Annotated in this window: 18 protein-coding genes; 12 read left to right on the top strand and 6 right to left on the bottom strand. The window is 64.9% G+C overall.

The window, feature by feature from the left end; all coding sequences use genetic code 11:
- The first annotated feature begins 128 nt into the window (after window positions 1–128).
- Together glgX and P9228_RS20330 are read left to right on the top strand one after the other, a co-directional pair.
- Window positions 129–2129, top strand: a complete 2001-nt coding sequence (glgX, locus tag P9228_RS20335; protein ID WP_278055207.1) for a glycogen debranching protein GlgX — start codon at window positions 129–131, stop codon at window positions 2127–2129.
- Entirely contained in the window at window positions 2129–3772 is a 1644-nt protein-coding gene (locus P9228_RS20330) for an alpha-glucosidase family protein (RefSeq protein ID WP_095800239.1), read from the top strand. The genes glgX and P9228_RS20330 overlap by 1 nt, the downstream gene beginning before the upstream one ends.
- A gap of 6 nt (window positions 3773–3778) precedes the next feature.
- Here P9228_RS20330 and P9228_RS20325 read toward each other — a convergent pair whose 3' ends face one another.
- Both P9228_RS20325 and P9228_RS20320 read right to left on the bottom strand, forming a co-directional pair.
- On the bottom strand, window positions 3779–5572 hold the full coding sequence (locus P9228_RS20325) for a pilus assembly protein TadG-related protein (RefSeq protein WP_245322290.1): 1794 nt from the start codon (window positions 5570–5572) through the stop codon (window positions 3779–3781).
- 23 nt (window positions 5573–5595) lie between these two features.
- A complete protein-coding gene (locus tag P9228_RS20320; RefSeq protein WP_082980554.1) occupies window positions 5596–6042 on the bottom strand; it encodes a TadE/TadG family type IV pilus assembly protein in 447 nt (148 codons plus the stop codon).
- Between the two features lie 290 nt (window positions 6043–6332).
- On the opposite strand from P9228_RS20320, the gene P9228_RS20315 reads away from it, so the two are divergent.
- The 4 genes from P9228_RS20315 to P9228_RS20300 all read left to right on the top strand — a co-directional run bounded on the left by P9228_RS20315 (window position 6333) and on the right by P9228_RS20300 (window position 11774).
- Complete coding sequence (locus P9228_RS20315) at window positions 6333–7925, top strand: peptide ABC transporter substrate-binding protein (RefSeq protein WP_095800238.1); 1593 nt, start codon at window positions 6333–6335, stop codon at window positions 7923–7925.
- A 174-nt stretch (window positions 7926–8099) separates the two neighbouring features.
- A complete protein-coding gene (locus tag P9228_RS20310; RefSeq protein ID WP_066997760.1) occupies window positions 8100–9023 on the top strand; it encodes an ABC transporter permease subunit in 924 nt (307 codons plus the stop codon).
- On the top strand, window positions 9016–10140 hold the full coding sequence (locus P9228_RS20305; protein WP_067327929.1) for an ABC transporter permease subunit: 1125 nt from the start codon (window positions 9016–9018) through the stop codon (window positions 10138–10140). The genes P9228_RS20310 and P9228_RS20305 overlap by 8 nt, the downstream gene beginning before the upstream one ends.
- Window positions 10141–10157: 17 nt before the next feature.
- Window positions 10158–11774 (top strand): ABC transporter ATP-binding protein, encoded by a 1617-nt coding sequence (locus tag P9228_RS20300; RefSeq protein ID WP_278055203.1) that lies wholly within the window; start codon window positions 10158–10160, stop codon window positions 11772–11774.
- Between the two features lie 27 nt (window positions 11775–11801).
- On the opposite strand, the gene P9228_RS20295 is transcribed toward P9228_RS20300, so the two are convergent.
- Complete coding sequence (locus P9228_RS20295) at window positions 11802–12125, bottom strand: hypothetical protein (RefSeq protein ID WP_066997754.1); 324 nt, start codon at window positions 12123–12125, stop codon at window positions 11802–11804.
- Between the two features lie 351 nt (window positions 12126–12476).
- On the opposite strand from P9228_RS20295, the gene P9228_RS20290 reads away from it, so the two are divergent.
- The 6 genes from P9228_RS20290 to P9228_RS20265 all read left to right on the top strand — a co-directional run bounded on the left by P9228_RS20290 (window position 12477) and on the right by P9228_RS20265 (window position 20216).
- Window positions 12477–12722 carry an acyl carrier protein gene (locus P9228_RS20290; protein ID WP_066997751.1) on the top strand — a complete coding sequence of 82 codons (246 nt, stop codon included), beginning with the start codon at window positions 12477–12479 and terminating at the stop codon, window positions 12720–12722.
- 68 nt (window positions 12723–12790) lie between these two features.
- Entirely contained in the window at window positions 12791–13930 is a 1140-nt protein-coding gene (locus tag P9228_RS20285; protein WP_278055474.1) for an acyl-CoA dehydrogenase family protein, read from the top strand.
- Between the two features lies 1 nt (window position 13931).
- Window positions 13932–14855 carry an amino acid--[acyl-carrier-protein] ligase gene (locus P9228_RS20280; RefSeq protein ID WP_127246353.1) on the top strand — a complete coding sequence of 308 codons (924 nt, stop codon included), beginning with the start codon at window positions 13932–13934 and terminating at the stop codon, window positions 14853–14855.
- A 1-nt stretch (window position 14856) separates the two neighbouring features.
- A complete protein-coding gene (locus P9228_RS20275) occupies window positions 14857–15855 on the top strand; it encodes a DUF1839 family protein (RefSeq protein ID WP_127246352.1) in 999 nt (332 codons plus the stop codon).
- 37 nt (window positions 15856–15892) lie between these two features.
- The gene (locus P9228_RS20270) at window positions 15893–18376 is read left to right on the top strand and encodes a glycoside hydrolase family 2 protein (protein WP_278055198.1); all 2484 of its coding nucleotides are present in this window, start codon (window positions 15893–15895) and stop codon (window positions 18374–18376) included.
- Between the two features lie 49 nt (window positions 18377–18425).
- Complete coding sequence (locus tag P9228_RS20265) at window positions 18426–20216, top strand: alpha/beta fold hydrolase (protein ID WP_127847777.1); 1791 nt, start codon at window positions 18426–18428, stop codon at window positions 20214–20216.
- Between the two features lie 281 nt (window positions 20217–20497).
- Here the strand turns inward: P9228_RS20265 and P9228_RS20260 are convergent, their stop codons facing one another.
- The 3 genes from P9228_RS20260 to P9228_RS20250 all read right to left on the bottom strand — a co-directional run bounded on the left by P9228_RS20260 (window position 20498) and on the right by P9228_RS20250 (window position 23225).
- The gene (locus P9228_RS20260) at window positions 20498–21793 is read right to left on the bottom strand and encodes a tyrosine-type recombinase/integrase (protein WP_278055195.1); all 1296 of its coding nucleotides are present in this window, start codon (window positions 21791–21793) and stop codon (window positions 20498–20500) included.
- A 233-nt stretch (window positions 21794–22026) separates the two neighbouring features.
- Window positions 22027–22674 (bottom strand): hypothetical protein, encoded by a 648-nt coding sequence (locus P9228_RS20255; protein ID WP_127403302.1) that lies wholly within the window; start codon window positions 22672–22674, stop codon window positions 22027–22029.
- 35 nt (window positions 22675–22709) lie between these two features.
- Window positions 22710–23225, bottom strand: a complete 516-nt coding sequence (locus P9228_RS20250) for a hypothetical protein (RefSeq protein ID WP_278055194.1) — start codon at window positions 23223–23225, stop codon at window positions 22710–22712.
- Window positions 23226–23379: the final 154 nt, after the last annotated feature.

Raw genomic sequence — 23379 nt, 5'->3', positions numbered from 1 at the left:
GGTGCTCCAGCTTGGCGCAAACCCGTGTCCAGAACATCGACGCCTCTTTCCTTCCAACGCCCCTCATCCGTCTCGGCGCTGCGCGCCGATCCACGTTCTCCCACAAGGGGAGAAGGGGAGAGGCCCGCATGACCCTCGGCGCCAGCATCACTCCCGAAGGCATCCGCTTTGCCGTTTGCTCCTCATCGGCCAGACGTCTTTGGGTCTCGCTCTTCGACGATAGCGGCGCGCGCGAGATCGACCGGCTGGAACTCAACCCGGAAGGCGAGGGCGTGCATGCACTCCTTGTCCCCGGCCTTGGGAACGGCACGCGTTACGGTTTTCGCGCCGACGGCGACTATGCGCCGGAGCGCGGCCTCTGGTTCGATCCGAACAAGCTTCTCATCGATCCGTATGCCGTCGAGGTCGATCGTCCATACCAATATCACTGGAGGCTGGCCGCCAAACGCAATGAAGGCGCCGACACGTCCTCGCTCATGCCAAAGGCAATTGCTCATTCCCTGCCCAAACCGCAGCCGCCCCAGCCGCCGCTGTTCCGGCCCGGCGGCCTGATTTACGAACTCAACGTCCGCTCCTTCACCATGCTGCATCCGGACGTCCCCGAGGCCCAGCGCGGCACCATCGCGGCGCTTGCCCATCCGGCTGTCGTCGAGCATCTGAAGCGTCTCGGCGTTTCCGCCGTCGAGTTGATGCCGATCACGGCCTCGATCGACGAGCGCCATTTGCCGCCGCTGGGGCTGAACAATGCCTGGGGCTACAACCCCGTCACCTTCATGGCGCTCGATCCCCGCCTGGCACCGGGCGGCCTGAGCGAATTGCGCGATACCGTCGCGGCGCTGACTGAAGCGGGTATCGGCACGATCCTCGACCTCGTCTTCAACCACACCGGCGAAAGCGACCGGCTCGGGCCGACACTGTCGCTGCGCGGCCTCGACGCCCGGACCTATTACCGGCACATGCCGGACGGCCGACTGGCCAATGACACCGGCACCGGCAACACCGTCGCCTGCGACCACCCGGTCGTGCAGAGGATGGTGCTCGACACGCTGCGCCATTTCGTCCGCCATGCCGGCGTCGACGGCTTCCGCTTCGATCTGGCGCCGGTGCTCGGCCGCGTTGACGGCACGTTCGATCCGGAGGCGCCGCTTCTCGAAGCCATCGCCGGCGACCCCGTGCTCGCCGACCGCGTGCTGATCGCCGAGCCATGGGATATTGGCGCGACCGGCTACCAGCTCGGCAATTTCCGGCCGCCATACCTTGAATGGAACGACCGCTATCGCGATGACGTCCGGCGCTTTTGGCGCGGCGACGCGGGCGCGATCGGCGCTTTAGCCACGCGGCTTGCCGGCTCCTCCGATGTCTTCGGCAGGGCGGGCCAGCCGGTGAGCCGCAGCGTCAATTTCATCGCCGCGCATGACGGCATGACGCTGGCCGACATCGTTGCCTATGAGAAGAAGCACAATGCGGCCAACGGCGAGCACAATCGCGACGGCCACAATGACAATCTGTCGTGGAACAACGGTGTCGAGGGCGAGACCGATGACGCCGAAATCGCCAAGGCCCGCTTCGGTGACCAGCGCGCGCTGCTTGCGACGCTCTTTGCCTCGCGCGGCACCATCATGCTGACCGCCGGCGACGAGTTCGGCCGCACACAGAAGGGCAACAACAACGCCTATGCGCAGGACAACGCCATCACCTGGCTCGACTGGGCCGGCCGCGACCGGGCGCTGGAGCGGTACACAGCAGCGCTTGCGCAACTGCGCCGTGCCTTTCCGCCGTTATCCGACACGAATTTCCTGACCGGCAAAGCTGCAGACGGAATGGAAATCCCGGACGTCGAGTGGTTGACCGAAACCGGCGTGCCGCTCGGCGAGGCCGACTGGAACGACCCCGGCCGACACCGCCTCGTCATGATCCTCGGCGATAGCCAGCGCGGTCGCCTTGCCGTCATGGTCAATGGCGACCGCCGCCAATGCGTCTTCACCTTGCCGCTGCGACATGGCTACGAGTGGCGTTCGGCGATCGACACGCAGGCGATCGACCTGGCGCGGCCGCTGCCCGGCCGCACCGTCAATTTCATGATCGAGCGCAGGGCGGCCGGAAACGCCCACGCCGGGAAGGGTCCGTAATGGCTGGTGGGAATGCCGAATGGTGGCGCGGCTGCGTGGTCTACCAGATCTATCCGCGCTCCTTCCAGGATACGACCGGCGACGGCAGCGGCGATCTCAAGGGGGTAACGTCGCGTCTTGCCCATGTCGCTTCGCTCGGCGTCGACGCCGTCTGGCTCTCGCCCTTCTTCAAGTCGCCGATGGCCGACATGGGCTATGACGTGTCGGACTATCGCGATGTCGATCCGATGTTCGGCACACTGGAGGATTTCGACGCGCTGGTCGCCGAGGCGCACCGGCTCGGCCTCAAGCTCATCATCGACCAGGTGATCTCGCATTCGTCCGACAAGCACGAATGGTTTGTCGAGAGCCGCGCCAGCCGTGACAACGCCAAGGCGGACTGGTATGTCTGGGCCGACGCCAAGCCGGATGGCAGTGCGCCCAACAACTGGCAGTCGCTGTTCGGCGGGCCGGCCTGGGAGTGGGACGCCACCCGCCGGCAATACTACATGCACAATTTTCTGGCCGCGCAGCCGGATCTGAATTTCCACAATCCGGAGGTGCAGGATGCGGTGCTTGACACCGTGCGCTTCTGGCTGGAGCGCGGCGTTGACGGGTTCCGGCTGGATACCGTTAACTACTATGTCCACGACCGCTGGCTGCGCGACAACCCGCCGCTGGCTTCAAGCGTCGCCGGCACCAACGTCGCCTCAACCACCTACGCCTTCCAAGAGCATCTCTTCGACAAGACGCGCCCCGAGAATCTCGATTTCCTGAAGCGCTTCCGCGTGTTGCTCGACGAATATCCGGACCGTGCCGCCGTCGGCGAAGTGGGCGATGAGGAGCGCTCGCTGCAGACGCTCGCCGCCTACACCTCCGGCGGCGACAAATTGCAGATGTGCTACACCTTCGACCTGCTCGGCCCGCAATTCTCGGCCGCCCATGTGCGCGGCTGCGTCGAGGCGTTCGAGAACGCGGTTGCCGACGGCTGGGTCTGCTGGGCCTTCTCCAACCACGACGTCATGCGCCATGTCAGCCGCTGGACGCAGCCGGGCGAAAATCCTGATGCGGTGGCGAAATTCGCGATCGCGCTGCTGTCCTGCCTGCGCGGCTCGATCTGCCTCTACCAGGGCGAGGAGCTTGGGCTGGAGGAAGCCGAGCTTGCCTATGAGGACCTGCGCGATCCGCTGGGCGTCCGTTTTTGGCCGGGCGTGAAGGGCAGGGACGGCTGCCGCACCCCGATGGTGTGGGAGGCCGGGGCCGAAATTGGTGGCTTCTCCGCGGGCAAGCCCTGGCTGCCGGTACCGCCGTCGCATCGCGCCCGCGCGGTCGATGTGCAGGAGGGCGAGGACGGTTCTGTCCTTGCCGCCTATCGCTCGATGCTGGCCTTGCGCAAGCGCCATCCGGCGCTGATCGCCGGCTCGATCCGGTTCCTAGAGGCTGAGGGCGATGTGCTTGCTTTCATCCGTCAGCACGAAAACGAGAACTTGCTATGCGTCTTCAACTTCGCTGGTGAGCCGGCGAACTGGACGCTGCCGGCCGAGATCAGCGATGTCGAGATAACGGTTCTTGCCGTAGACGTCGCCGGCGTGCTTGGCGGTGTTCTCGGAGAAATTGCGCTGGCGCTGCCGCCTGTAGGGTGCTTCGTCGGGAGAATTGGCTGACGGTCGCTACTGCACCAGCACCGAGCGTCCGCAAGTCGCGCCGGTGACCCGCACATCGGCCTCGCCGACATGCACGCCAAGCACCGCAAGCACATTGTAGACGAGGTTGTCGACCGGCGCGGTGACGCCGTTGAGCAGCGTCGTCACCGCCGGCTTCACCGTGCCGAGCAGGGTGGTCGCGTCGAGACCGAGGCCGAGCGCGTTGACCGTCAGCGACAGGTTGTTCACCAGCGAGGTGGTGAGCGACTGCGTCAGGTTCTTGGTCGACACTGTCTTGATCGCCTTGTTGGCGATCTCGGTGGCGCTGAAGGTCAGGTTCGTCGGCGCCATGCTGGTGACCGAGAAGGCCGACGATCCCTTGATCTGCAGGAGATTGAGGTTGGCCAGCAGCATCTTGAGGCTGACGTCGGCGATGTCGGCGTCGCTGAAGGATTGCGGCTTGCCGAAGTCTGCGAAGCCGCTGGCGTTGCTGTCGGCGAGATGGGCCGCGACGACGCCCGGCTGCGCGGCGATGGAGACCTTGATGCTGGAGGGCCCGGTCGGGCAGCTGATGTCGGTCAGCTTGGCTTCGGCATAGGCGACCTCGATATTGAGCGGCAGGTTGACGGCAAGCAGCTTGACGCCGCCGCCCAGCTTCATGCCGGCTGTGCCATTTCCGGTGCCGTTGCCAAAGCCATTGCCGTTGTTCCCGTTTCCAATCCCGACGCTGGGATTGAGCTTGATGCGCGTCTGCGCCGTGCGCACCACTGTGCCCAATTCTCCCACCGCCAGCCATGGCGAGGACTGCATGGGTTCGCCGATGGCGACCTGGAGCGTAGTCGATGTCAGTCCCGGTATCGTCGCCCCGAGGTCGACCGTAACCTGGTTCGTGCCGTTGGCGAGCGCCGCGGCTGCGCTCACCATGCTCATGGCGCTGGCGCTGACCGAAAGCCCGGCGGGCTTCTGTCCGAGCCCCAGACTGCCCACCGAACCGAGGTCGACGAGATGGCCAAGCGGGATCTTGACCGAGTTGGTGGCGCTCGAGGCCATGGTCTGCAGCGCGAGCTTGGCGGTGCGGTCGAGCCCGGGCACGTTGGCCATCGCGGTGGTGATCTGGCCGACCGTTGCCTTCGAGCCGAGCACATCCGAATAGGTACCGCCGGTCAGACGCAGCTGCGTCGCCAGCGCATCGGTGAAGGAGAGCACGTCGACATCGGCCGAGATCAGCGAATTGTAGTCCATCACGCTGAGTGAGAGGTTGCCGCCCAGAAGCGCGCCGAGCAGCGCATTGAGGATGCCGCCATTGACGCTGGCGAGCCGCGATCCGACCGAGAATGCTGCTGCGGGCTGGGCGCTTGCGGTGGCTGTCGTGCCGATCACCGGCGGGGCCATCACCGAAGCGGCGAAATAGAGCGTGCCGAGCTTCTTCATCGACACCTGGACGGCATTATAGGGCAGCTTGCCCGCTTCGAAGCGGCTGCCGGCCGCGATGGAACTGACCCCCGAATAGCGTCCGGGCACGACCTCCACGACCGCCTTGCTGCCGGTCGGCTCGATTTTGGTGCCCTGCTGCTGCACGGCGACGGACGTGATTCCGTTGTCCCTCAGCGTCGTCAGCACGGCTTGCTGGGCTTTGTTGATGTTGGCGGCGGCGGTGATCGCGGCGAGGTCGACGATCGACTGCGCGGCGCGGCGTTCGTTATAAAGCGAGCCCTCATCGATCGCGAACGCGGTCAGCGTCAGCGCCACTGGCGTGCAGAGCGCGGTCATAACCGCGAAATTGGCGCGCCGGTCGGCGATCAGCCGTCGCGCAGCGTCCATCACTCTCCCCGCGGAGTAGCGCATCATATGCCTCCGACCCGGATCGTCGACTGGCGCTGGATCGTGGTGCCCGGCAACGGCAGCGTCCGGAACAGGCTCCAGATCGGCAGGTCGCGCGCGTCATAGCTGACTGAGACGATGAACTGGCTGCCGTCGACGGTACTGTCCTTGGCGTCGACCGTCAGCTTTTTCGGGTCGACAAAAGCATAGCCGGCGACGTCATGGCTGATGAAATCGGTGACCAGCGCCTGGCGCTCCGTCTGGTTGAGGCCGGCGATCGCCGTTCGCGCCGCGTCGGCGGCGATCTGCTGGACCGAATGGCTGGCGCCGAAATAGATTCCGTATGCAACCATTCCGAGCAATAGCAGGATGAAGATCGGCGCCAGCATGGCGAATTCGACCGCAGACGTGCCCGCGGCGTCAGCCCGGAAACGGAACCAAGGAGCAAGGAAATTTCGGTTCTTCAGCATGGGCCGGAGAATGCCAAAACCTGCTTGCAAAAACAGAAAACGGCTGGGACAACCGAAAGGTGCACACAGTTGAACGGGACGCCTAAGCTTTAGATATCGCTGTTTTAGCGAAACGCTGCTCACTCAACGTCAAGCAGCGGGCAGTTGAAATAAGATATTCCTCTGTCTAGTCTCCCGCCACCAGCCGCCGGAAGGGAACCGGGGCGCGCTCAAAAGGGACCCGTTGACGGTTCCGGGGCGTCAACACTCAAGGCGTGGTTGAGGGGCCGCGCCAACAAGGGAGAGACTTCATGCTCAAAAACCTGCTGAAGGCGACCGTGTTCGCCACCACGATGGCCTTGGCGACCGGTGCTTTCTACACGCCCGCCTTTGCCGAGACCGTCTACAATCGCGGATCCGCTGCCGAGGCGGAGACGGTCGATCCGCACAAGACGTCGACGGTCTACGAGGCCGATATTATACGCGACCTGTTCCAGGGCCTCGTCATGCATGACCCGAAGACGAACCTCATTCCGGGCGCCGCCGAAAGCTGGACGGTGTCCGACGACGGCACTGTCTACACCTTCAAGCTGCGCAAGGACGGCCTGTGGTCGGATGGCAGCCCGGTGACGGCGGACGACTTCGTCTACTCGTTCCATCGGCTGGAAGACCCGGCCACCGCTGCAGAATACGCCTCGATGCTCTATCCGGTGAAAGGCGCCGAGGACTTCAACACGAAGAAAGGCAAGGCTGAGGATATGGGCGTGAAGGCGATCGACGCCAACACTCTGCAAGTCACGCTGAAGGCTCCGACGCCCTACTTCCTGGAGATGCTGACCCACCAGGCGACCTATCCGGTTAACAAGGCTTCGATCGACAAGCTCGGCGCGGACTGGATCAAACCGGGCAAGCTGGTCTCCAACGGCGCCTATACGCTGGCGGAGTGGATTCCCAACGACCACATGAAACTGGTCAAGAACCCGAAGTTCTGGGACGCCGCGAGCGTCAAGCTCGACGTGGTCAACTACATCCCGACCGAGGATCGCTCGTCCGCGATGAAGCGCTTCGAGGCCGGCGAACTCGACAGCTATGGCGACCTGCCGACCGAACAGCTCGCCGATCTCAAAACCAAATTCGGTGACCAGATCCGTGTGGGGCCATATCTCGGCACCTATTATTATGCGGTCAAGACCGATAAGGCGCCTTGGGACAACGTCGAGCTGCGCAACGCCATCTCGATGGCGATCGATCGCGACTTCCTCGCCGAGAAGGTCTGGCAGAACTCGATGCTGCCCGGCTATTCGATGGTGCCTCCGGGCATCGAGGGCTACACGCCGGCACTGGCCAAATACGCCGACATGTCTCAGATCGACCGCGAGGATGCGGCCAAGAAAGTGCTGGAAAAGCTTGGCTATACACCCGAGCATCCGTTGAAGATGGAGATCCGCTACAACACCTCGGAGAACCACAAGAACACCGCGGTCGCCATCCAGGAACAGCTGAAGCCGCTCGGCATCGAGGTGACGCTGCTCAACACCGACACCAAGACCCACTATGGCTTCCTCGAGCAGAAGGGCAACTACGACGTCGCCCGCGCCGCCTGGATCGCCGACTACAAGGATCCGGAGACCTTCCTCGGCATCTCGCGCAAGGCGAGCGGCAACAACTACTCGAACTATAACAGCCCTGCCTATGAAGCCGCCATGGACAAGGCAGCCGCCGCCGGCGGCAAGCCTGAGGAGCGCATGAAGGACCTCGCCGCAGCGGAGCGCATCCTCGTCGACGATGTCGGCCAAATCCCGCTGCTCTACTACAGCTACCACGACATCGTTTCCTCCAAGCTGCATGGCTTCGAGGACAATGTGATGGACATTCATCCGTCTCGCTTCATCTCCAAGGACTGACAAGGAACCTTGGCCGTGCCGCCGCTCTCTTTTAGGGAGCGGCGGCCGCGGTCTGTCGTCGTGCCGGGCCGAAAGTCGCATTGGATTTTCGGCGATCGCGGTGCGAAGATCAGAGATGCCAGCGCGCCACGATCTCGTCTGGAGAGCCGTCGCCCTGGCTGAAGCGGGGCGCCGATGCTGCGTTATGTCTTCCGGCGGCTATTGACCGCCATCCCGACGCTGTTCGTCATCGTGACGGTGGCGTTCTTCCTGATCCGCGTCGCGCCAGGCGGCCCGTTCAACCAGGAGCGGGGCTTGAGCCCCGAGATCAGGGCCAATCTCGAAGCCCAGTTCGGCCTCGACGATCCGCTCTGGCTGCAATATCTCCACTATCTCGGCAATCTTTTGCGCGGCAGTTTCGGACCGAGCTACAACCTGCCGGATTTCACCGTCACCGAACTCTTCGCCAAGGGCCTGCCGATCTCGGTGCAGATCGGTACCTCGGCGCTGGTGCTGGCGCTGCTGCTCGGCTCGATCCTCGGCACGATCGCCGCGCTCAACCAGAATAAAATAGCCGACTATTCGGTGATCGCTCTAGCCACCGCCGGCAGCACCATCCCCACCTTCGTCACCGCGCCGGTGATCCAGCTCGTCTTCGGCCTTTCCTGGAAGCTGTTGCCGATCGGCGGCTGGGGCGACGGCGCCTTAATCAACAAGGTCGGGCCGGTGCTGACGCTTGCCCTGCCGCAGATCGCCATCGTCGCCCGCCTGATGCGCGGCTCGATGATCGAGAGCCTGCGCTCGCACCACATCCGCACCGCCCGCGCGCTCGGCCTCTCCGACTGGTCGGTGGTGGTCAAGCACGCGCTGCGCGGCGCCGTGCTGCCGATCGTCTCCTTCACCGGTCCGGCGGCGGCGGCGCTGCTCACCGGCTCGATCATCGTCGAGACCATCTTCTCCATTCCAGGTGTCGGCCGCTACTTCGTCGACGCCGCGCTCAACCGCGACTACACGCTGGTCATGGGAACTGTGGTGGTGATCGCGCTCTTCACCATCGTCTTCAACCTGATCGTCGATCTTCTCTATGCGGTCGTCGATCCGAGGGTGCGCTATGACTGAGCTTGCCGTAGCCGCTCCGGAGCCGATCGTCGGCCGCTCGCTCTGGGGCAATGCTTGGGCGCGGCTGAAGCGCAACCGCGCCGCCATGTTCAGCCTCTACTATCTGGCATTCATTGCCGTCATCAGCGTGTTCGGCCCTATGGTCGTGCCGCATGAATACACGACCATCTACGGCGACTATGTGCGCACGCCGCCGAGCCTGTCGGCCTATCCGAAGCCCGACATGATCCAGGGCGCGCTGAGCGACGCGATCAAACGCATGCGCGTCGACATCAAGGAGTGGCACCAGGACGGCAGCCGCGTCGTCGTCACCGTCACCTCCAAGAAGCCGATCGACGACCGCAATATCCGCTATCTCGACCGCTCCGACGCCTTCGACGACACGAAGATCGAGAGCAAGTCGCCCGATGGGCTCGAAATGACCATGAGCTCGGCCGTCAAGCAGCAATATTTCTTCTTCGGCACCGACAACACCGGGCGCGATCTCTTGTCTCGCACGCTGATGGCCGGGCGCATTTCGCTCGCGATCGGCCTGCTTGCCGGTGTCGTCGCCGGCGTCATCGGCGTGATCTACGGCGCGACGGCCGGCTTTGCCGGCGGCAGGGTCGACGAGGTGATGATGCGCATCGTCGACGTGCTTTACTCGCTGCCCTTCATCTTCTTCGTCATCATGCTTGTGGTGTTCTTCGGCCGCAACTTCGTGCTGATGTTCCTGGCGGTGGGGGCGGTGCTGTGGCTCGACATGGCGCGGATCGTGCGCGGCCAGGCGCTGTCGATCCGCAGGCAAGAATACGTTCAGGCGGCGGAAGCGATGGGCGTCGGCCAGCGCGGCATCCTCGTGCGCCACGTCATCCCCAACCTGCTCGGGCCGGTGGTGATCTACATGACGCTGCTGGTGCCGCAGGTCATCATCCTGGAAAGCTTCCTGTCCTTCCTCGGGCTTGGCGTGCAGGAGCCGATGACCAGTTGGGGCGTGCTGATTTCGGTCGGTGCCAAGAACATCGGCTATGCCAACTGGCTGCTGTTGTTCCCGGCCTTCTTCCTGGTTTCGACGCTGTTCGCGCTGAACTTTGTCGGCGACGGCCTGCGCGACGCGCTCGACCCCAAAGATCGATAAGGATGGGGATCGCTGACATGGCTTCCGAAACGATCCTCAGCGTCAAGGACCTGCGCGTCCGCTTCCAGACCCTCGACGGCACGGTCGAGGCGGTGAAGGGCATCAGCATAAAGGTCAATGCCGGCGAGACCGTCGCCGTCGTCGGCGAATCCGGATCCGGCAAGAGCCAGACGATGATGGCGGCGATGAGCCTGCTTTCCTCCAATGGCGAAGCGACCGGCCAGGTCGATTACCGCGGCCGCAACCTGCTGGAGATGACCAAGAGCGAGCTCAACAAGGTTCGCGGCCGCAAGATCAGCATGATCTTCCAGGAGCCGATGACCTCGCTCGATCCGCTCTACACCATCGGCAACCAGCTCATCGAGCCGATCCGCCGCCATCGCGGCCTGAGCGCCCAGGCCGCGCGTGAAGAGGCGCTGAAGCTGTTGAGACTGGTGCACATCCCCGATCCCGAGCGGCGGATGAAATCCTATCCGCACGAAATGTCGGGCGGCCAGCGCCAGCGCGTTATGATCGCTATGGCTTTGGCGAACGATCCCGACATCCTGATCGCCGACGAGCCGACGACGGCGCTCGACGTCACCATTCAGGCGCAGATCCTGATGCTGCTTGCCGAACTGCAGCGCAAGCTCGGCATGGCGATCGTCTTCATCACCCATGATCTCGGCATCGTCCGCCGTTTCGCCGACCGCGTCTATGTCATGCGCCAGGGCGAGGTGGTGGAGGAGGGCGAGGCGGAAGCGCTTTTCGCCAATCCGCAGCACGCCTACACCAAGATGCTGCTCGCCGCCGAGCCGACCGGCACCAAGGCGGCCGCGCCCGCCAATTCGCCCGTGCTGCTCGAGGGCCGCAACGTCGAGGTCGTCTTCAAGATCGGCGGTGGTTTTCTCGGCGGCGAGCCGCTGATGTTGCGGGCCGTCGACAAGATATCGATCCGGCTGAAGCGCAACCAGACGATCGGCATCGTCGGCGAGTCCGGCTCCGGCAAATCGACGCTCGGCCGCGCGCTGCTGCGGCTGCTCCCCAGCGACGGCGTCATCCGCTTTGGCGACCGCGACATCTCAGAGGCCGACCGCCACGCGATGCGGCCGCTGCGGCGCGAATTGCAGCTCGTCTTCCAGGATCCGTTCGGCTCGCTGTCGCCGCGCATGACGGTTGGCCAGGTCATCACCGAAGGGCTTTTGGTGCACGAGCCTTCGCTGACGGGCAAACAGCGCGACCAGCGTGCCGTCTTGGCGTTGCGCGAGGTCGGCCTCGACCCCAACGCGCGCAACCGCTACCCGCATGAGTTCTCCGGCGGCCAGCGCCAGCGCATCGCCATTGCCCGCGCTATGATCCTGAAGCCGAAAGTGGTGGTGCTTGATGAGCCGACCTCGGCGCTCGACCGCTCGGTGCAGAAGCAGATCGTCGAGCTATTGCGCAAGCTGCAGGCGGACCACGGACTGTCCTACCTCTTCATCAGCCACGACCTCGCAGTGGTGCGCGCCATGGCTGACTACATCATCGTCATGAAGCAGGGAAAAATCGTCGAGGAAGGGCCGGCCGAGGAGATCTTCGGCAATCCGCGGGAAGCCTACACGCAGACACTGATGAAGGCGGCGATCGATACGACCAGGTTCCGCATCAGCGCTTGAGACTTCCGCTGCTCGGCGACGCCCTGGTCACTGCGAGGACGGGCAGCGGCTCTTCCTGGCCGCGATGATCGCCTGCTGCTGTTGCTGCAGCCGCTCGATCCTGGCGGTATCGCGATTGGCCACGACCGTCTTCACGCGCTCGCCGCCGAGCAGCCAAGTCGGCACGCTGGTATTGGCGACCTTGCCGCGGCTGATCGCCGTCCGCGAAATATCGGTGGCGGTGTCGCCGAGCGCGCTGTTGAGCTCGGCGCAGCTCATCCCGTCGTATTTCGCCGGATTGATCGACGCAACACTCGACGAGCAGCCTGCGATCAAGGTCAACGGCAAGAGAGCCCGCAGCGTGAACTTCATACTCTTACCCCGGTCTCGCCGTTCCAAAAATCGTCCAGCAGCTCTCGAATGGGATAGCGGCAACCATTAGGCCAAAGTGAGGGCCTATTGTCGACCATTTATCTGATCGATTGATTGACGGCAGGCTTTTGCCAGGTCGCGGCGGCGGCGGAGGGGCCGTGGCGTGATATCGATGCGGACACGCAGCCACAAAAAATCCCGGACAGAGGTCCCTCCGAATCGAGAGCCGTAAAATTGTATTGCGGTCCGTTACCGATCCTTAGGCATGGCTGAAACTGCTCTGCGGCGTTAACGCCACGGTTGCGCTGCGTCTGCGATATTGCCGGCTGCACAACGCAAGGTGGGGCCTCCATGATTGACCAGATACGCTCGCTGCTCGAGCAGCATCCGATGATTCCGCTGAATTTCGGCGCGCTCGCCGACGACGCCAATCTCTATGACGCGGGGCTGACCTCCTTCGCCTCAGTGCAGATGATGCTGGCGCTCGAAGAGGAGTTCGACATCGAATTCCCCGAGACGATGCTGACGCGGCGCACCTTCTCTTCGCTGGCCAGCATCGCGGATGCGGTTTCGCAGTTGACGCGCAAGGCGGCGTAGCCATGAACGTGTTGAGAAAGATAGAGGCGGCCTCGCTCACGGAGGCGCCCGTAGCCGCGACCGAGCGCATGCGCCGCGTCGCCGAGATCGCCGCCGGCCATGCCGACCCCGTCGACAAGGAGGGGCGTTTCCCGGCGGAGACGATCGAGGCGCTGAAGCGCGAGCGCCTGCTCGGCGTGGCGATCCCGATCGAGCATGGCGGCGAGGGGCTCGGCACGTTGCAGATCGCCGACCTCATCGTGCAGCTCGGCCAGGCCTGCGGCTCGAGCGCGATGATCTATGCCATGCATCAGATCAAGACGTCGAGCTTTGTCACTCACGGAGGCGCCAGCGATTGGCACCGCGCTTATATGCGGCGCATCGCCGACGAGCAGCTTCTGATGGCTTCGGCGACTACGGAGGCCGGCATCGGCGGCAATTTGCGCAACTCGATCTGTGCGGTCGAGGTCGCCGGCGGTCGCTTCGCGTTGACCAAGGAAGCCACCGTCATCTCCTATGGCAACTATGCCGACGCCATCCTCGCCACGGCGCGTCGCGCCCCCGATGCGGCCAGCTCCGATCAGGTGATGGTGGTGATCCCGGCCGACGGCAACCGCACGCTTGAGCGCACGTCGGTGTGGGACACGCTCGGCATGCGCGGCACCTGCTCCGACGGCTTTCATCTGGTCGCCACGGGTGACGCGGCGCAGATATTCCCGAAGCCGTTCTCCGAGATCGCGGCCCAGTCGATGCTGGCCAGCTCGCACATCTTCTGGGCGGCGACCTGGTTCGGCATCGCCGCCGACGCCTTCAATCGGGCGCAGGCCTTCGTCAAGGCGGCGGCGCGCAAGCAGCCCGACTCCATGCCGCCGGGCGCGCTGAGGCTGTCCGAAGCGGCCGCCCTTTTGCAGGAGATGAAAGGCCACCTTGCGGCCGCCATCCACCGCTTCGAAGCGGCCGCGGGCGACGACGACGCGCTGTCTTCGATCGGCTTCGCCGCCGAGATCAACGCGCTGAAGCTCGCGGCCAGCGAGAAAGCCGGCGCCGTGGTGCGTCTCGCCATGCTGGTCAACGGCATTCTTGGCTACAAGAACGGCACCCCGTTCAGCGTCGGCCGGCACCTGCGCGATGTGACCTCGGCGCCGGTGATGATCTCCAACGACCGCATCCTTTCCAATACCGCGACGCTCATGCTGATGAGCCGCTTCGACACCGGCCTGGGAAGCTGAGATGGACGCCAAGACATTCGACTCCAAGTCGCTGCTCGACAGCCTGTTCGAGAACGGCATCCTGTTCGAATCCGGCGTCGACGGCCTTTATGGCCGTTCGGGCGCATTCGAGGACGTGATCGAGCGGTTCGAGCGTCTCGTCACCCGCCACGGCGCGCCCGACAAGGCCACCCGCATCCATTTTCCGCCGGGCATGAGCCGCGCGACGCTGGAGAAGAGCGGCTACATGAAGAGCTTCCCGCAGCTTGCCGGCTGCGTGCATTCCTTCATGGGCGGCGAGCGGGAGCATGCGCAGCTGCTCGGCATGATGGCTGACGGCGGAGACTGGACGGAGCTGCAGAAGGCGACGGACCTCGCGCTGACGCCTGCCGCCTGCTATCCGCTCTATCCCACCATCGCCGCGCGCGGCCCGGTGCCGGCGCAGGGCCTGCTTTTCGAACTCTCCTCCTACTGCTTCCGCCACGAGCCGTCGAAAGATCCGGCGCGCATGCAGCTTTTCCGCATGCGCGAGTTCGTCAAGATCGGCACGGCCGAGCAGGTGCGCTCGTTCCGCGAAAGCTGGCTGAAGCGCGGCAGGGCCATGATCGAGTCGCTCGACCTGCCTTGCGAGGTCGATCTTGCCAACGATCCGTTCTTCGGCCGTGGCGGCAGGATGATGGCCAACAACCAGCGCGATCAGGGCTTGAAATTCGAGCTGCTGATTCCGGTGACCAGCATCGAGAAGCCGACCGCCTGCTTGAGCTTCAATTATCACCAGGACCATTTTGGCCAGACCTGGGGCCTGAAGTTCGCCGACGGGGAGTTCTGCCATTCGGCCTGCGTCGGCTTCGGGCTGGAGCGCGTGGCGCTGGCGCTGTTCCGCCACCATGGGCCGGACACGGAAGCCTGGCCGGCGGCGGTCCGCGACGTGCTCTGGAGCGTGTGAGATGCTGAGGGCTATCGCCGGCCTCGATCCGGCCAGCTACCGGCCGCACTGGCTGCACGATCCGCAAAGGCGGTGGCCGCAGACCAACTGCTATGTCGACCTTCTGATCGAGGTTCTGCACGCGACCGGGCACGATCCGGTCGCGGCGCTCGGTTTCACCGCGGCGCAGGATTTCGAAGGTGATCAGTTCACGTTCTTCAAGTTCCCGACCGCCGACCTGCAGAGGCTGGCGGGGCTGGACATCCAAGAGCTGGCGGTCTTCGACCGGCTGGAGACGCATGTGCTGACGCAAGTCGAGCTCGGCCGGCTGCCGCTGGTCGAGGTTGATGCCTTCTACCTGCCCGACACCAAAGGCCTCACCTACCGCAGCGGCCATTCCAAGACCACGGTCGGCATCAATGCGCTCGATCCCGAGTCGCGGCAGATGCGCTACTTCCACAATGACGGCTACTTCGCGCTCGAGGGCCAAGACTATGACGGCATCTTCGGCCAATGGGATGGTGTGTCGGCGGGCGACCTGCCGCTGTTTCCTTACGCGGAATTCGTGAAGCTCGACGCCACGCGCCCGGCCCGCGACGCGGTCGGGACCGCAGCGGCGCTGCTCGCGCATCACCTGAAGCGGCGGCCGAAGCGCAATCCGCTCGACGCCTATGCGGCCGCGTTCGGCCGCCACGCTGAAAGGCTGGCGACGAAGTCGCCTGCCTATTTCCACACCTATGCCTTCAACACGCTGCGGCAGGTCGGCGCGAATTTCGAACTTCTTGGCAGTCATCTCGAATGGCTGGGGCAGCACGGCGAAACCTGTCTGGCAGAGGCGGTGCAAGCCGCCGGTAACATTGCCGAGGGCGCCAAGGTCATGCAGTTCAAGCTCGCCCGTGCGATGGCGCGGCAGCGCTTCGACGGCTTGACCGAAGCAATCGCGCCGATGGCGCAGGCCTACGAAACGGTGATGGACGTGCTGGACGCCCGCATGGCCGGTGTCGCCTCCAAGGCGGCCTAGCGGGCCGGCCGAGGCGCATTTGATGATGGGTGGGGGAATGGACGCCACGGTGTCGATCGCCGGCACTGCCGGATTGCTGGATCGGGGTTGGCGGATGGCCATCTCGGCGGCAGGTGCCTGGGCTTCGCCGAATGACATCGACGCAAATGCCGAATGGCTGGACGCGGCCTGTCCCGGCACGGCGGCCGCCACGCTGGAAAAGCATGGCCGCTGGGACCGCAAGCAGCCAACCCGACTGCACGACCGCGATGTCTGGTACAGCCGCAGGCTCGACGCGACCGGTCCGGTGCGGCTGGTGTTCGAGGGGCTGGCGACTGTCGCCGAGGTCTGGCTTGGCGAGCGGCTGCTGCTCACCTCGACCTCGATGTTCGAGCGCCATGAGGCTGCGGTAAGCCTTTCAGGGGGCGAGCAGCTCGCCATTGTCTTTCGCAGTCTCGACCGCCATCTGGAAACGGCGATCGGTCCGCGCGCCCGCTGGCGCCCTCGCATGATCGACGATCAGCGGCTGCGGCTGGTGCGCACGACCCTGATCGGCCATATGCCGGGCTGGTGCCCGAGCTTCGATGTCGTCGGGCCGTGGCGTCCCGTCAAGCTGATCCACGAAAATGGCGGGCAGCGCATCCTCGATGCCGACATGCGCGCCAGGCTCGACGGCACGACCGGGCATCTTGCGGTTGCGATCACCCTCGCCGAACCCTTCGACAATGCGCAAACGGCGCATGTCAGCTGTGCCGGAGTGCGCGCGCCCCTCAAGTTCGAGACACCCACCCGGCTGACGGCGGAATTGGCCATTGCCGATGTCGCCCCATGGTGGCCGAACAGTCATGGCGAGCCGGCGCTGCACGAAGCGATAGCGACGCTCGGCACGGTGCGCAGCCGGCTGGGCCGGGTCGGATTCCGCCGCATCGAGATCGATCGCGGCGCCGACGGACGCGATTTTCGCCTGGTCGTCAACGGTGTGCCGGTGTTCTGCCGCGGCGCGGTCTGGACGCCCTCCGATCCCGTGCGACTGCCCTGCGAGCGAGGCGAAATCCAGCCCGATCTCGATCTCGTGCGCCAAGCCGGCGTCAACATGCTGCGGGTCGGCGGCACCTTCGCCTATGAAAGCGATGCCTTCCACGAGCTGTGCGATGAGATGGGCATTCTGGTCTGGCAGGACTTGATGCTCGCCAATTTCGACTATCCGGCGAAGAGCGAGGCCTGGCGGCCGGCGCTGTCGCGCGAGGTGGAGAACCTGTTGGGGCGGCTTCGGCATTCGCCGTCGCTGGCGGTGCTGTGCGGCGGCAGCGAGGTGGCGCAGCAGGCGGCGATGCTCGGCATGCCGGTGGCGATGGATCCGACACCCTGGTTCAACGATGTCGTGCGTCCGGCCGCGCAGGCGATCCTGCCCGATCTGGCGCTGGTGTCCTCCTCGCCCTCCGGCGGCAGCCTGCCCTTTGCCGCGGATGGCGGCCCGACGCACTACTATGGCGTCGGCGCCTATTGCCGGCCGCTGGAGGACGCGCGCCGCGCGGAGGTGCGTTTCGCCAGCGAATGCCTCGCCTTCGCCAACGTGCCGGAACAGGCGACGCTCGATGAGCATCTGCCCGTTCCGCCCGGCCACGATCCGCGCTGGAAGGCCGGCGTGCCGCGCGATGCAGGTGCGTCGTGGGATTTCGAGGACGTGCGCGAGCATTATCTGGAGACGCTGTTCGGTGTCGACGCTCGCCGGCTGCGCATGGAGGATCCGGCGCGCTACCTCGACCTCTCGCGCGCCGTCATTGCCGAGGTGGTTGAGCGCACGATCGACGAATGGCGCAGACCGGCCTCCCCGACGGCGGGCGCGCTGGTGTTCTTCTGGAAGGATCTGCTCCCGGGAGCAGGGTGGGGCGTCGTCGATTCTGCCGGTCGGCCGAAATCGGTCTGGCATGCGCTGAGACGCGCCTTCGCGCCGCTCCGGCTGACGCTGAGCGATGAGGGCGTCAACGGGCTGAGCGTCCATCTCGTCAATGACACGGCAAGGGCAGTCGAGGCGACGCTATCGCTTGCCTGCCTGCGCGACGGCGTCACCCCGGTGGTGGCGGCGCGCCGGCCGGTCACTCTGCAGGCGCGCGGGACGCAGTCGCTTGCGGCATTCTCGCTGCTCGGCGCCTTCTTTGATCTGTCTTATGCCTATCGCTTCGGCCCAGCGGGGCACGAGGTAACCGTGGCAAGGCTGGAAGACCGCGACGGCGAGATCCTGGCCGAAGCCTTTCATGTGCTTCCCGGCGTCATGACCGCGCGACGCGATGTCGGCCTGTCGGCAGGGCTGATGCGCGGCAGAGACGGCTGGCGCCTGCGGCTCGCTTGCAAGCGCGCCGCCTATCACGTCGCCATCAAGGATGGGCTGTTCTTCCCGCGCGAGAACGGCTTCCACCTGATGCCGGGCGCGGTGAAGGAAATTGGCCTGGATGGGCCGGCCTCTGCCACTCCGGCCGGCGTCGTGACGGCGCTGAATGGCGATCGCGAGGTGGCCTACGATGCGCCCAAGCCGACAATGTAGAGACCAGGGCGGAGATCATGCGTTCGTTGCGGCCTGCCGGGAGCGTGGCATGAAGGGGGTCGTCTTCGCCGACACGATCGGCTGGCTTCATGAAGGCAGGGGAACCGGGCGACGCGGCCGGGGTGTCGTGATCGCCGGGGCCCATGGCCACGAGGACCTGTGCAGCCGGCGTTTCCTGCGGCTTCTGGCTGACAAGGTGGCCGAAAACGGTCTGCCGGCGCTGCAATTCGACTATCCCGGCTGCGGCAATGCCGCCGAGGATCATTCAACGCCCGGTCAGGTGCAACGGTGGACGGCGAGCATAGGCGCGGCGATCGATCGGCTGAAGCAGGATTGCGGCGTGGCGGACGTCATTTTGGTCGGCTTCCGGCTTGGTGCCCTGCTGGCCCCGCTGGCGGCGGCCGGACGCGACGACGTGGCGGGTCTCGTGCTGCTCGCGCCGCCGTCCTCCGGCAAGGCCTATGTTCGCGAGGTCACAGCCATGTCGCGCATGATCGACGCGCCGCTGGCCAGCCGTTCGGCGGGCGAAGGGGTTTTCACCGAGGGGCGCGAGGCCGCCGGGTTCCGAATTTCGCATGAAACGCTGGCCGATCTCTCGGCGCTCGATTGGCGGCATGCCGCGGCTGGCCTTCCATCCCTGCCGATGCTGGTGCTTACAAACGGCAAGCCGCTGGCTGCCGAAGAGGTCGGCGGCGACACGGCGGGCGCTGCGGAGATCGCGACGGCCGAGTTCGATGGCTATCCTCTCTTGATGTGCGACCCGACCGCCAACCGGATTCCGGCCGCCGCTCTCGATCGCTGCGCCGCCTGGATCGCCGACCAGCCCGGCAAAGCGGCAGCGGGAAAGGCCATGCCGCGCGATGTGTCGCAGATCCTGGACGGTCCGCATTACACGGAAAGCCCGGTGCTGATCGGACCGGCGCCGATGATCTGCGGTGTGCTTTGCCGACCGCGCGAACGCCAGACCGAGGCCGAGCCGGTGATCTTCCTCAATGCCGGTGGCGTGCCGCATGTCGGCTGGGCGCGCGGCACGGTGGAAGCGGCGCGAGCCCTGGCGGCGGAAGGCGTAGCCTCGCTGCGCGTCGACCTGCCCGGACTTGGCCTCAGCGATCCGACCGAGGAAGGGCGCCTGTTCCTTTATGACCGGCGCACGCGCCATGATGTAAGTCGTGCGATCAACTGGATGGAGCGAGCCGGCTACCCCGGGGTCGGCCTGGTCGGCACCTGCGCCGGCGCGTTTCAGGCTTTTCACGCCGCGCGGGCCGATCGGCGGGTACGGATGCTGACCATGATCAACCCGCTCTGCTTCGCCTGGAACAGTTCCTACGCGCTGGAGATGGCGGTCTGGAAGACTTACGAGACCTCCAAGGCCGTGCTCGGGCAGAACGCTGGCGCCATGCAGGAGAGCCGCGAGCCGGCCGCCCCCGCATGGCGCGGGATCGTTTCGCGATGCGCCCGGCTGATCATCCGGCGCGGGCTGGAGGCGATCAAGTCCACATTGTCGATGCTGCATCCGGCCGCGCTGCTTGGACAGCGGCGGGTGGAACGCTGGATGCGCGACCTATGCGGCCGCGGCGTGCGGGTCCTCCTCGTAACCTCGGAAGGCGATCTGAGCCTCAAGGAGATCGCCCGCCATTTTGGCTCGGAGGAAGAGCGGCTCGATAGCATTCGCGGCGTGACCAGGGTCTCGCTGCCGAATGCCGACCACACGCTGACGCCGTATCACGCACGGCGCGCCGTGATCGCTCGCCTGATCGACCATGGCGGCATCAGGCGTGACGGTTATGCTCGTTCCGAGCCGGTGCGCGCGACGGCAAGCCCTTCCTTCCTGGCGCCGTAGGCGATCATCAGTTCGGCTTGAGCATTGATATGCGGCAAGCGCGTCGCGTCTTGAAGCATCACGCAGCGATACGGTTCTCTGCGCGAAGCCGAAAGGTTTGAATAATCAGGGAAACTAAAGACTTTCGGGAGATTTCGTTCTGGTCGGAGTGGCAGGATTTGAACCTGCGACCCCATCGTCCCGAACAAGCTGTCTTGCCAGAAAAAAGCCCGGAATTCCGGGCTTTTGCGACTAATGATCGGCCGTTTTTGGGGCCTTTGTTCACGTTTGTTTCCGGGGTTTCAGGTGGGTTTCAGGTGGGAGACGCCCGATCGGACGATGTTGCTCTTCTGGCGCGGCGCCGGCGCCTTGGCGGTGATCGCGGCGGCGGCGTCGGCCTGGAAATCGGGGTGATGGTGGTAGTAGTGCTTGCGCAGCACGGCTTCCGTCATGCCGCAGAAGTCGGCGGCCTTGGAAAGCTCGACCCCGTTCTGCATCAGCCATGTCGCAGCGGTATGGCGCAGCGTGTGCGGGGTGACATCTGTGACGAAGACTTGCGTCTCGACGCCTTTGACGATCCGCGCCTCGTACCAGCCGAGGCCAGCGCTCTCGCAGGCCGACTTGAAGGCCTTGCGCACCGATCGAACCGGCCCGCCTTCCCATTCGACGATGAAGTCGTGCGCGATCATGCGGCCGATCGTGCGGCTTTTGCCGCGTCCCTTGGTCTTGATGTCAACCGGGGTGCGCGCCCAGCGGCGCATGTGCGCCAGCAGCCGGTCCGGCAGCCTGACCGGCGGCTGTCGCTTCCTGGTCTCGACCATGTCGGCGGCTCGCCTGAAGAAGACGCCGCGCTCAAGGTCGACGAAGCCGCGCCCCATTGTGGGCCGTGTCGCGGCGCCGCAGATGGCGGCGGATCGCGTGCCGGTGTAGAGCCCGGTCAGGATGAAGCGCGCCACGTGCCGGCCGGTCCGGCGATCGCTCTCTTGCCCCTTCCACGTCTGCCGCATCTGCCAAGCTGCCCAGAGCAGCCTCGCCGCCTCAGATCGCGTCAGCGCGCGCTTGGCCTTCTCCGATCGCGCCGGCAACACGATCTTCGGCACGGCCGTGATGTATTTTTCGGCGTGATAGTGGTTGATGGCCGCGCGCAGATCCTCCAGCTGCCGGCGTGCCATCGCCGGCGTCGGCAGGATCCGGCCCTTCTTGGCCGGGCCGTTGACATATTCGCGGCAGAGTGCGCCTGAGATGTCGGCGACTGTGCCGGTGAAGAATGTCAGAATGGCGAGCAGGCGCGCGGCCGTTTCCTTGCGATAGCTCTGCGACGGATTGAGCGCGACGACGTCCTCGGCATAGACGTTGATGACGTCGGCGATCTTTACTTGGTCCGGGTCGCGGTTGCGCTGGCGCGTCGGCTGATGCTTTTCGCTGACGTAGTCGGCGAGCTGCCTTTGAGCTTCAACAAGCTCGCTCTTGCCGCAGCCAGTGGGATGTCGTCTTCCGGCGTCCTCGATGTACCAGCCGGCCTTGCTGCGCAGGCTGCCGTCGGCCTTTCGGCTCTCGGACCGCCAGACGAGTCGAATTCCCTTGCTTGGACGCGGCATAGTTTTCTCATTCTCCCGATTGCTGCGAGTGTGGTATATTCCTTGCCGGCGATGATTTCCGTCTCTAACCGCCCGCGGTCGCGCTCCTTGCGCAAGCCGGCTGGGCCCATGGAGCCATCAGGAAAAGCAATCCGAGCCGCGATGTCCAGCCGCAGCGGCGCGTTTTCCGTGTACTCATCGGACCCGTTCATGGAGTGCCGTTGCCGCTGGTGTTCATGGCGAAAATTGTACGTTCAGCACTTCCGCGCCGCGATACCAAGATAGCGCTGCAGGCGGTCGATGAAGGCATGCTCTGCTTTCATGGCGCCCCATGGCTCGATCGCGCCGACAAGCTTTGGCGGAGGCAGCGAAACGCGCGGCAGACAAGCGCTGTTCGGCCTGGCTCCGAACAGGGCCGCGGCCTCGGCAACCAGCATGCGATTATCCATGTCGCGGATCTGACGCCCATAGGACGGCACTGTGTCGATGTTGGGCAATTCAGCCGCCTCGTAGATCGCAACGTCGATGCTGCGCTTGACCGACGCGATCGCGCGGTGGGCGAGCTGGTCGATGAAATCTGCAGCCAATCCCGCGTCGGTCGCCAGTCGGCAGATGTGATGCTGGATCAGATCGACTGCCGGCCTGGTGATGTCGCCGAGCGCGTATTCATGCCCGTCATGAAGAAGGAAATAGCCGGCGGCCAAGCCGTCGCCGGTTTCGCGGAACAGCGCGTCGGCACCCATCACGCAATGCTGCGCCACGGAGTAGGCCGGGCAGCGATAGAGACCATTGAACCGCGCGAGCTTGGACAGTGTGTTGGCCATATCGGCGAAGCTGATGTCGGACGCCTTCGGTTCGAGGAGGTCGAAGGCCGACCCATCCGGCTTGAACGTTGGGATCATGGCGGGTCTGCCGCCAAGCGCCTTGCTTGCGGGCCTCATTGGTGCACCTGCGGCATGGCTGCTTCGACGGCGTTGATAACGCTCGAGCGAATGGCCGGGAAGATCGGCAGCCGGTCGAGATAGCCCGACAGCACCGAAATGCAGCGTTCGCGTTGACCCGACCAGGGGTCGAGCAGCAGGGCGCCGTGAGCCGCACAATACTGGCCCCAGGCCAGGATGAGGCTCTGTGTAGGCTGCGCGTCGCCGGGCAGCGGTGGCCGATTGGGCGCGGCGTGCCGGGCCTTCTCAATCATGTCCGCAAGCAGATCCGGGCGGATGGTGATCTGCTTGGTGCTGGCGAGCAAAGCCAGACGTGCGGCGCTGTCCTGAAATTCGATGATTTCGGCGCTGGTGAAGCCGGCCCCGACCAAGTCTTCAAGCCGAACGCCGCCGCCGACAGCGAACAGATCGCGCATAGCCTCTGACATTTCCAAGCAGCGCGGATGGGTGTCGAACCCGGCTTCCGGAAACTCGCGGCGGGTTTGCGATGAACGTTGAACTTTATCGAGCAAGACGGGTCTCCTTGGACGGAAATCAGAGGGCGCCGACGGTGACAGCGGCGCAGAACAGGGTGGCGGCAATGAAGGCAATAGCAGCGAGCCGCTTCGCGACGGCTTCATCCTTGTGATAGCGTTCAAACCGTGCGCTACGGGCAGGGGGGATTGG

The sequence above is a fragment of the Mesorhizobium sp. WSM4898 genome (assembly GCF_029625845.1).
In the GTDB taxonomy this organism is placed as follows: Bacteria; Pseudomonadota; Alphaproteobacteria; order Rhizobiales; family Rhizobiaceae; genus Mesorhizobium.
Note: the sequence above shows the minus strand (reverse complement) of the source record. Positions and strands in the feature narration are given on the sequence as shown.

What these genes read in the sequence shown, in the direction of transcription:
- P9228_RS20295 (WP_066997754.1), bottom strand. Translation starts at nt 12,125, where the DNA reads ATGAAGTTCACGCTGCGGGCTCTCTTGCCGTTGACCTTGATCGCAGGC.
- P9228_RS20265 (WP_127847777.1), top strand. Translation starts at nt 18,426, where the DNA reads ATGAAGGGGGTCGTCTTCGCCGACACGATCGGCTGGCTTCATGAAGGC.
- glgX (WP_278055207.1), top strand. Translation starts at nt 129, where the DNA reads ATGACCCTCGGCGCCAGCATCACTCCCGAAGGCATCCGCTTTGCCGTT.
- P9228_RS20320 (WP_082980554.1), bottom strand. Translation starts at nt 6,042, where the DNA reads ATGCTGAAGAACCGAAATTTCCTTGCTCCTTGGTTCCGTTTCCGGGCT.
- P9228_RS20305 (WP_067327929.1), top strand. Translation starts at nt 9,016, where the DNA reads ATGACTGAGCTTGCCGTAGCCGCTCCGGAGCCGATCGTCGGCCGCTCG.
- P9228_RS20260 (WP_278055195.1), bottom strand. Translation starts at nt 21,793, where the DNA reads ATGCCGCGTCCAAGCAAGGGAATTCGACTCGTCTGGCGGTCCGAGAGC.
- P9228_RS20310 (WP_066997760.1), top strand. Translation starts at nt 8,100, where the DNA reads ATGCTGCGTTATGTCTTCCGGCGGCTATTGACCGCCATCCCGACGCTG.
- P9228_RS20290 (WP_066997751.1), top strand. Translation starts at nt 12,477, where the DNA reads ATGATTGACCAGATACGCTCGCTGCTCGAGCAGCATCCGATGATTCCG.
- P9228_RS20315 (WP_095800238.1), top strand. Translation starts at nt 6,333, where the DNA reads ATGCTCAAAAACCTGCTGAAGGCGACCGTGTTCGCCACCACGATGGCC.
- P9228_RS20255 (WP_127403302.1), bottom strand. Translation starts at nt 22,674, where the DNA reads ATGATCCCAACGTTCAAGCCGGATGGGTCGGCCTTCGACCTCCTCGAA.
- P9228_RS20330 (WP_095800239.1), top strand. Translation starts at nt 2,129, where the DNA reads ATGGCTGGTGGGAATGCCGAATGGTGGCGCGGCTGCGTGGTCTACCAG.
- P9228_RS20270 (WP_278055198.1), top strand. Translation starts at nt 15,893, where the DNA reads ATGGACGCCACGGTGTCGATCGCCGGCACTGCCGGATTGCTGGATCGG.
- P9228_RS20325 (WP_245322290.1), bottom strand. Translation starts at nt 5,572, where the DNA reads ATGGACGCTGCGCGACGGCTGATCGCCGACCGGCGCGCCAATTTCGCG.
- P9228_RS20285 (WP_278055474.1), top strand. Translation starts at nt 12,791, where the DNA reads ATGCGCCGCGTCGCCGAGATCGCCGCCGGCCATGCCGACCCCGTCGAC.
- P9228_RS20300 (WP_278055203.1), top strand. Translation starts at nt 10,158, where the DNA reads ATGGCTTCCGAAACGATCCTCAGCGTCAAGGACCTGCGCGTCCGCTTC.
- P9228_RS20275 (WP_127246352.1), top strand. Translation starts at nt 14,857, where the DNA reads ATGCTGAGGGCTATCGCCGGCCTCGATCCGGCCAGCTACCGGCCGCAC.
- P9228_RS20280 (WP_127246353.1), top strand. Translation starts at nt 13,932, where the DNA reads ATGGACGCCAAGACATTCGACTCCAAGTCGCTGCTCGACAGCCTGTTC.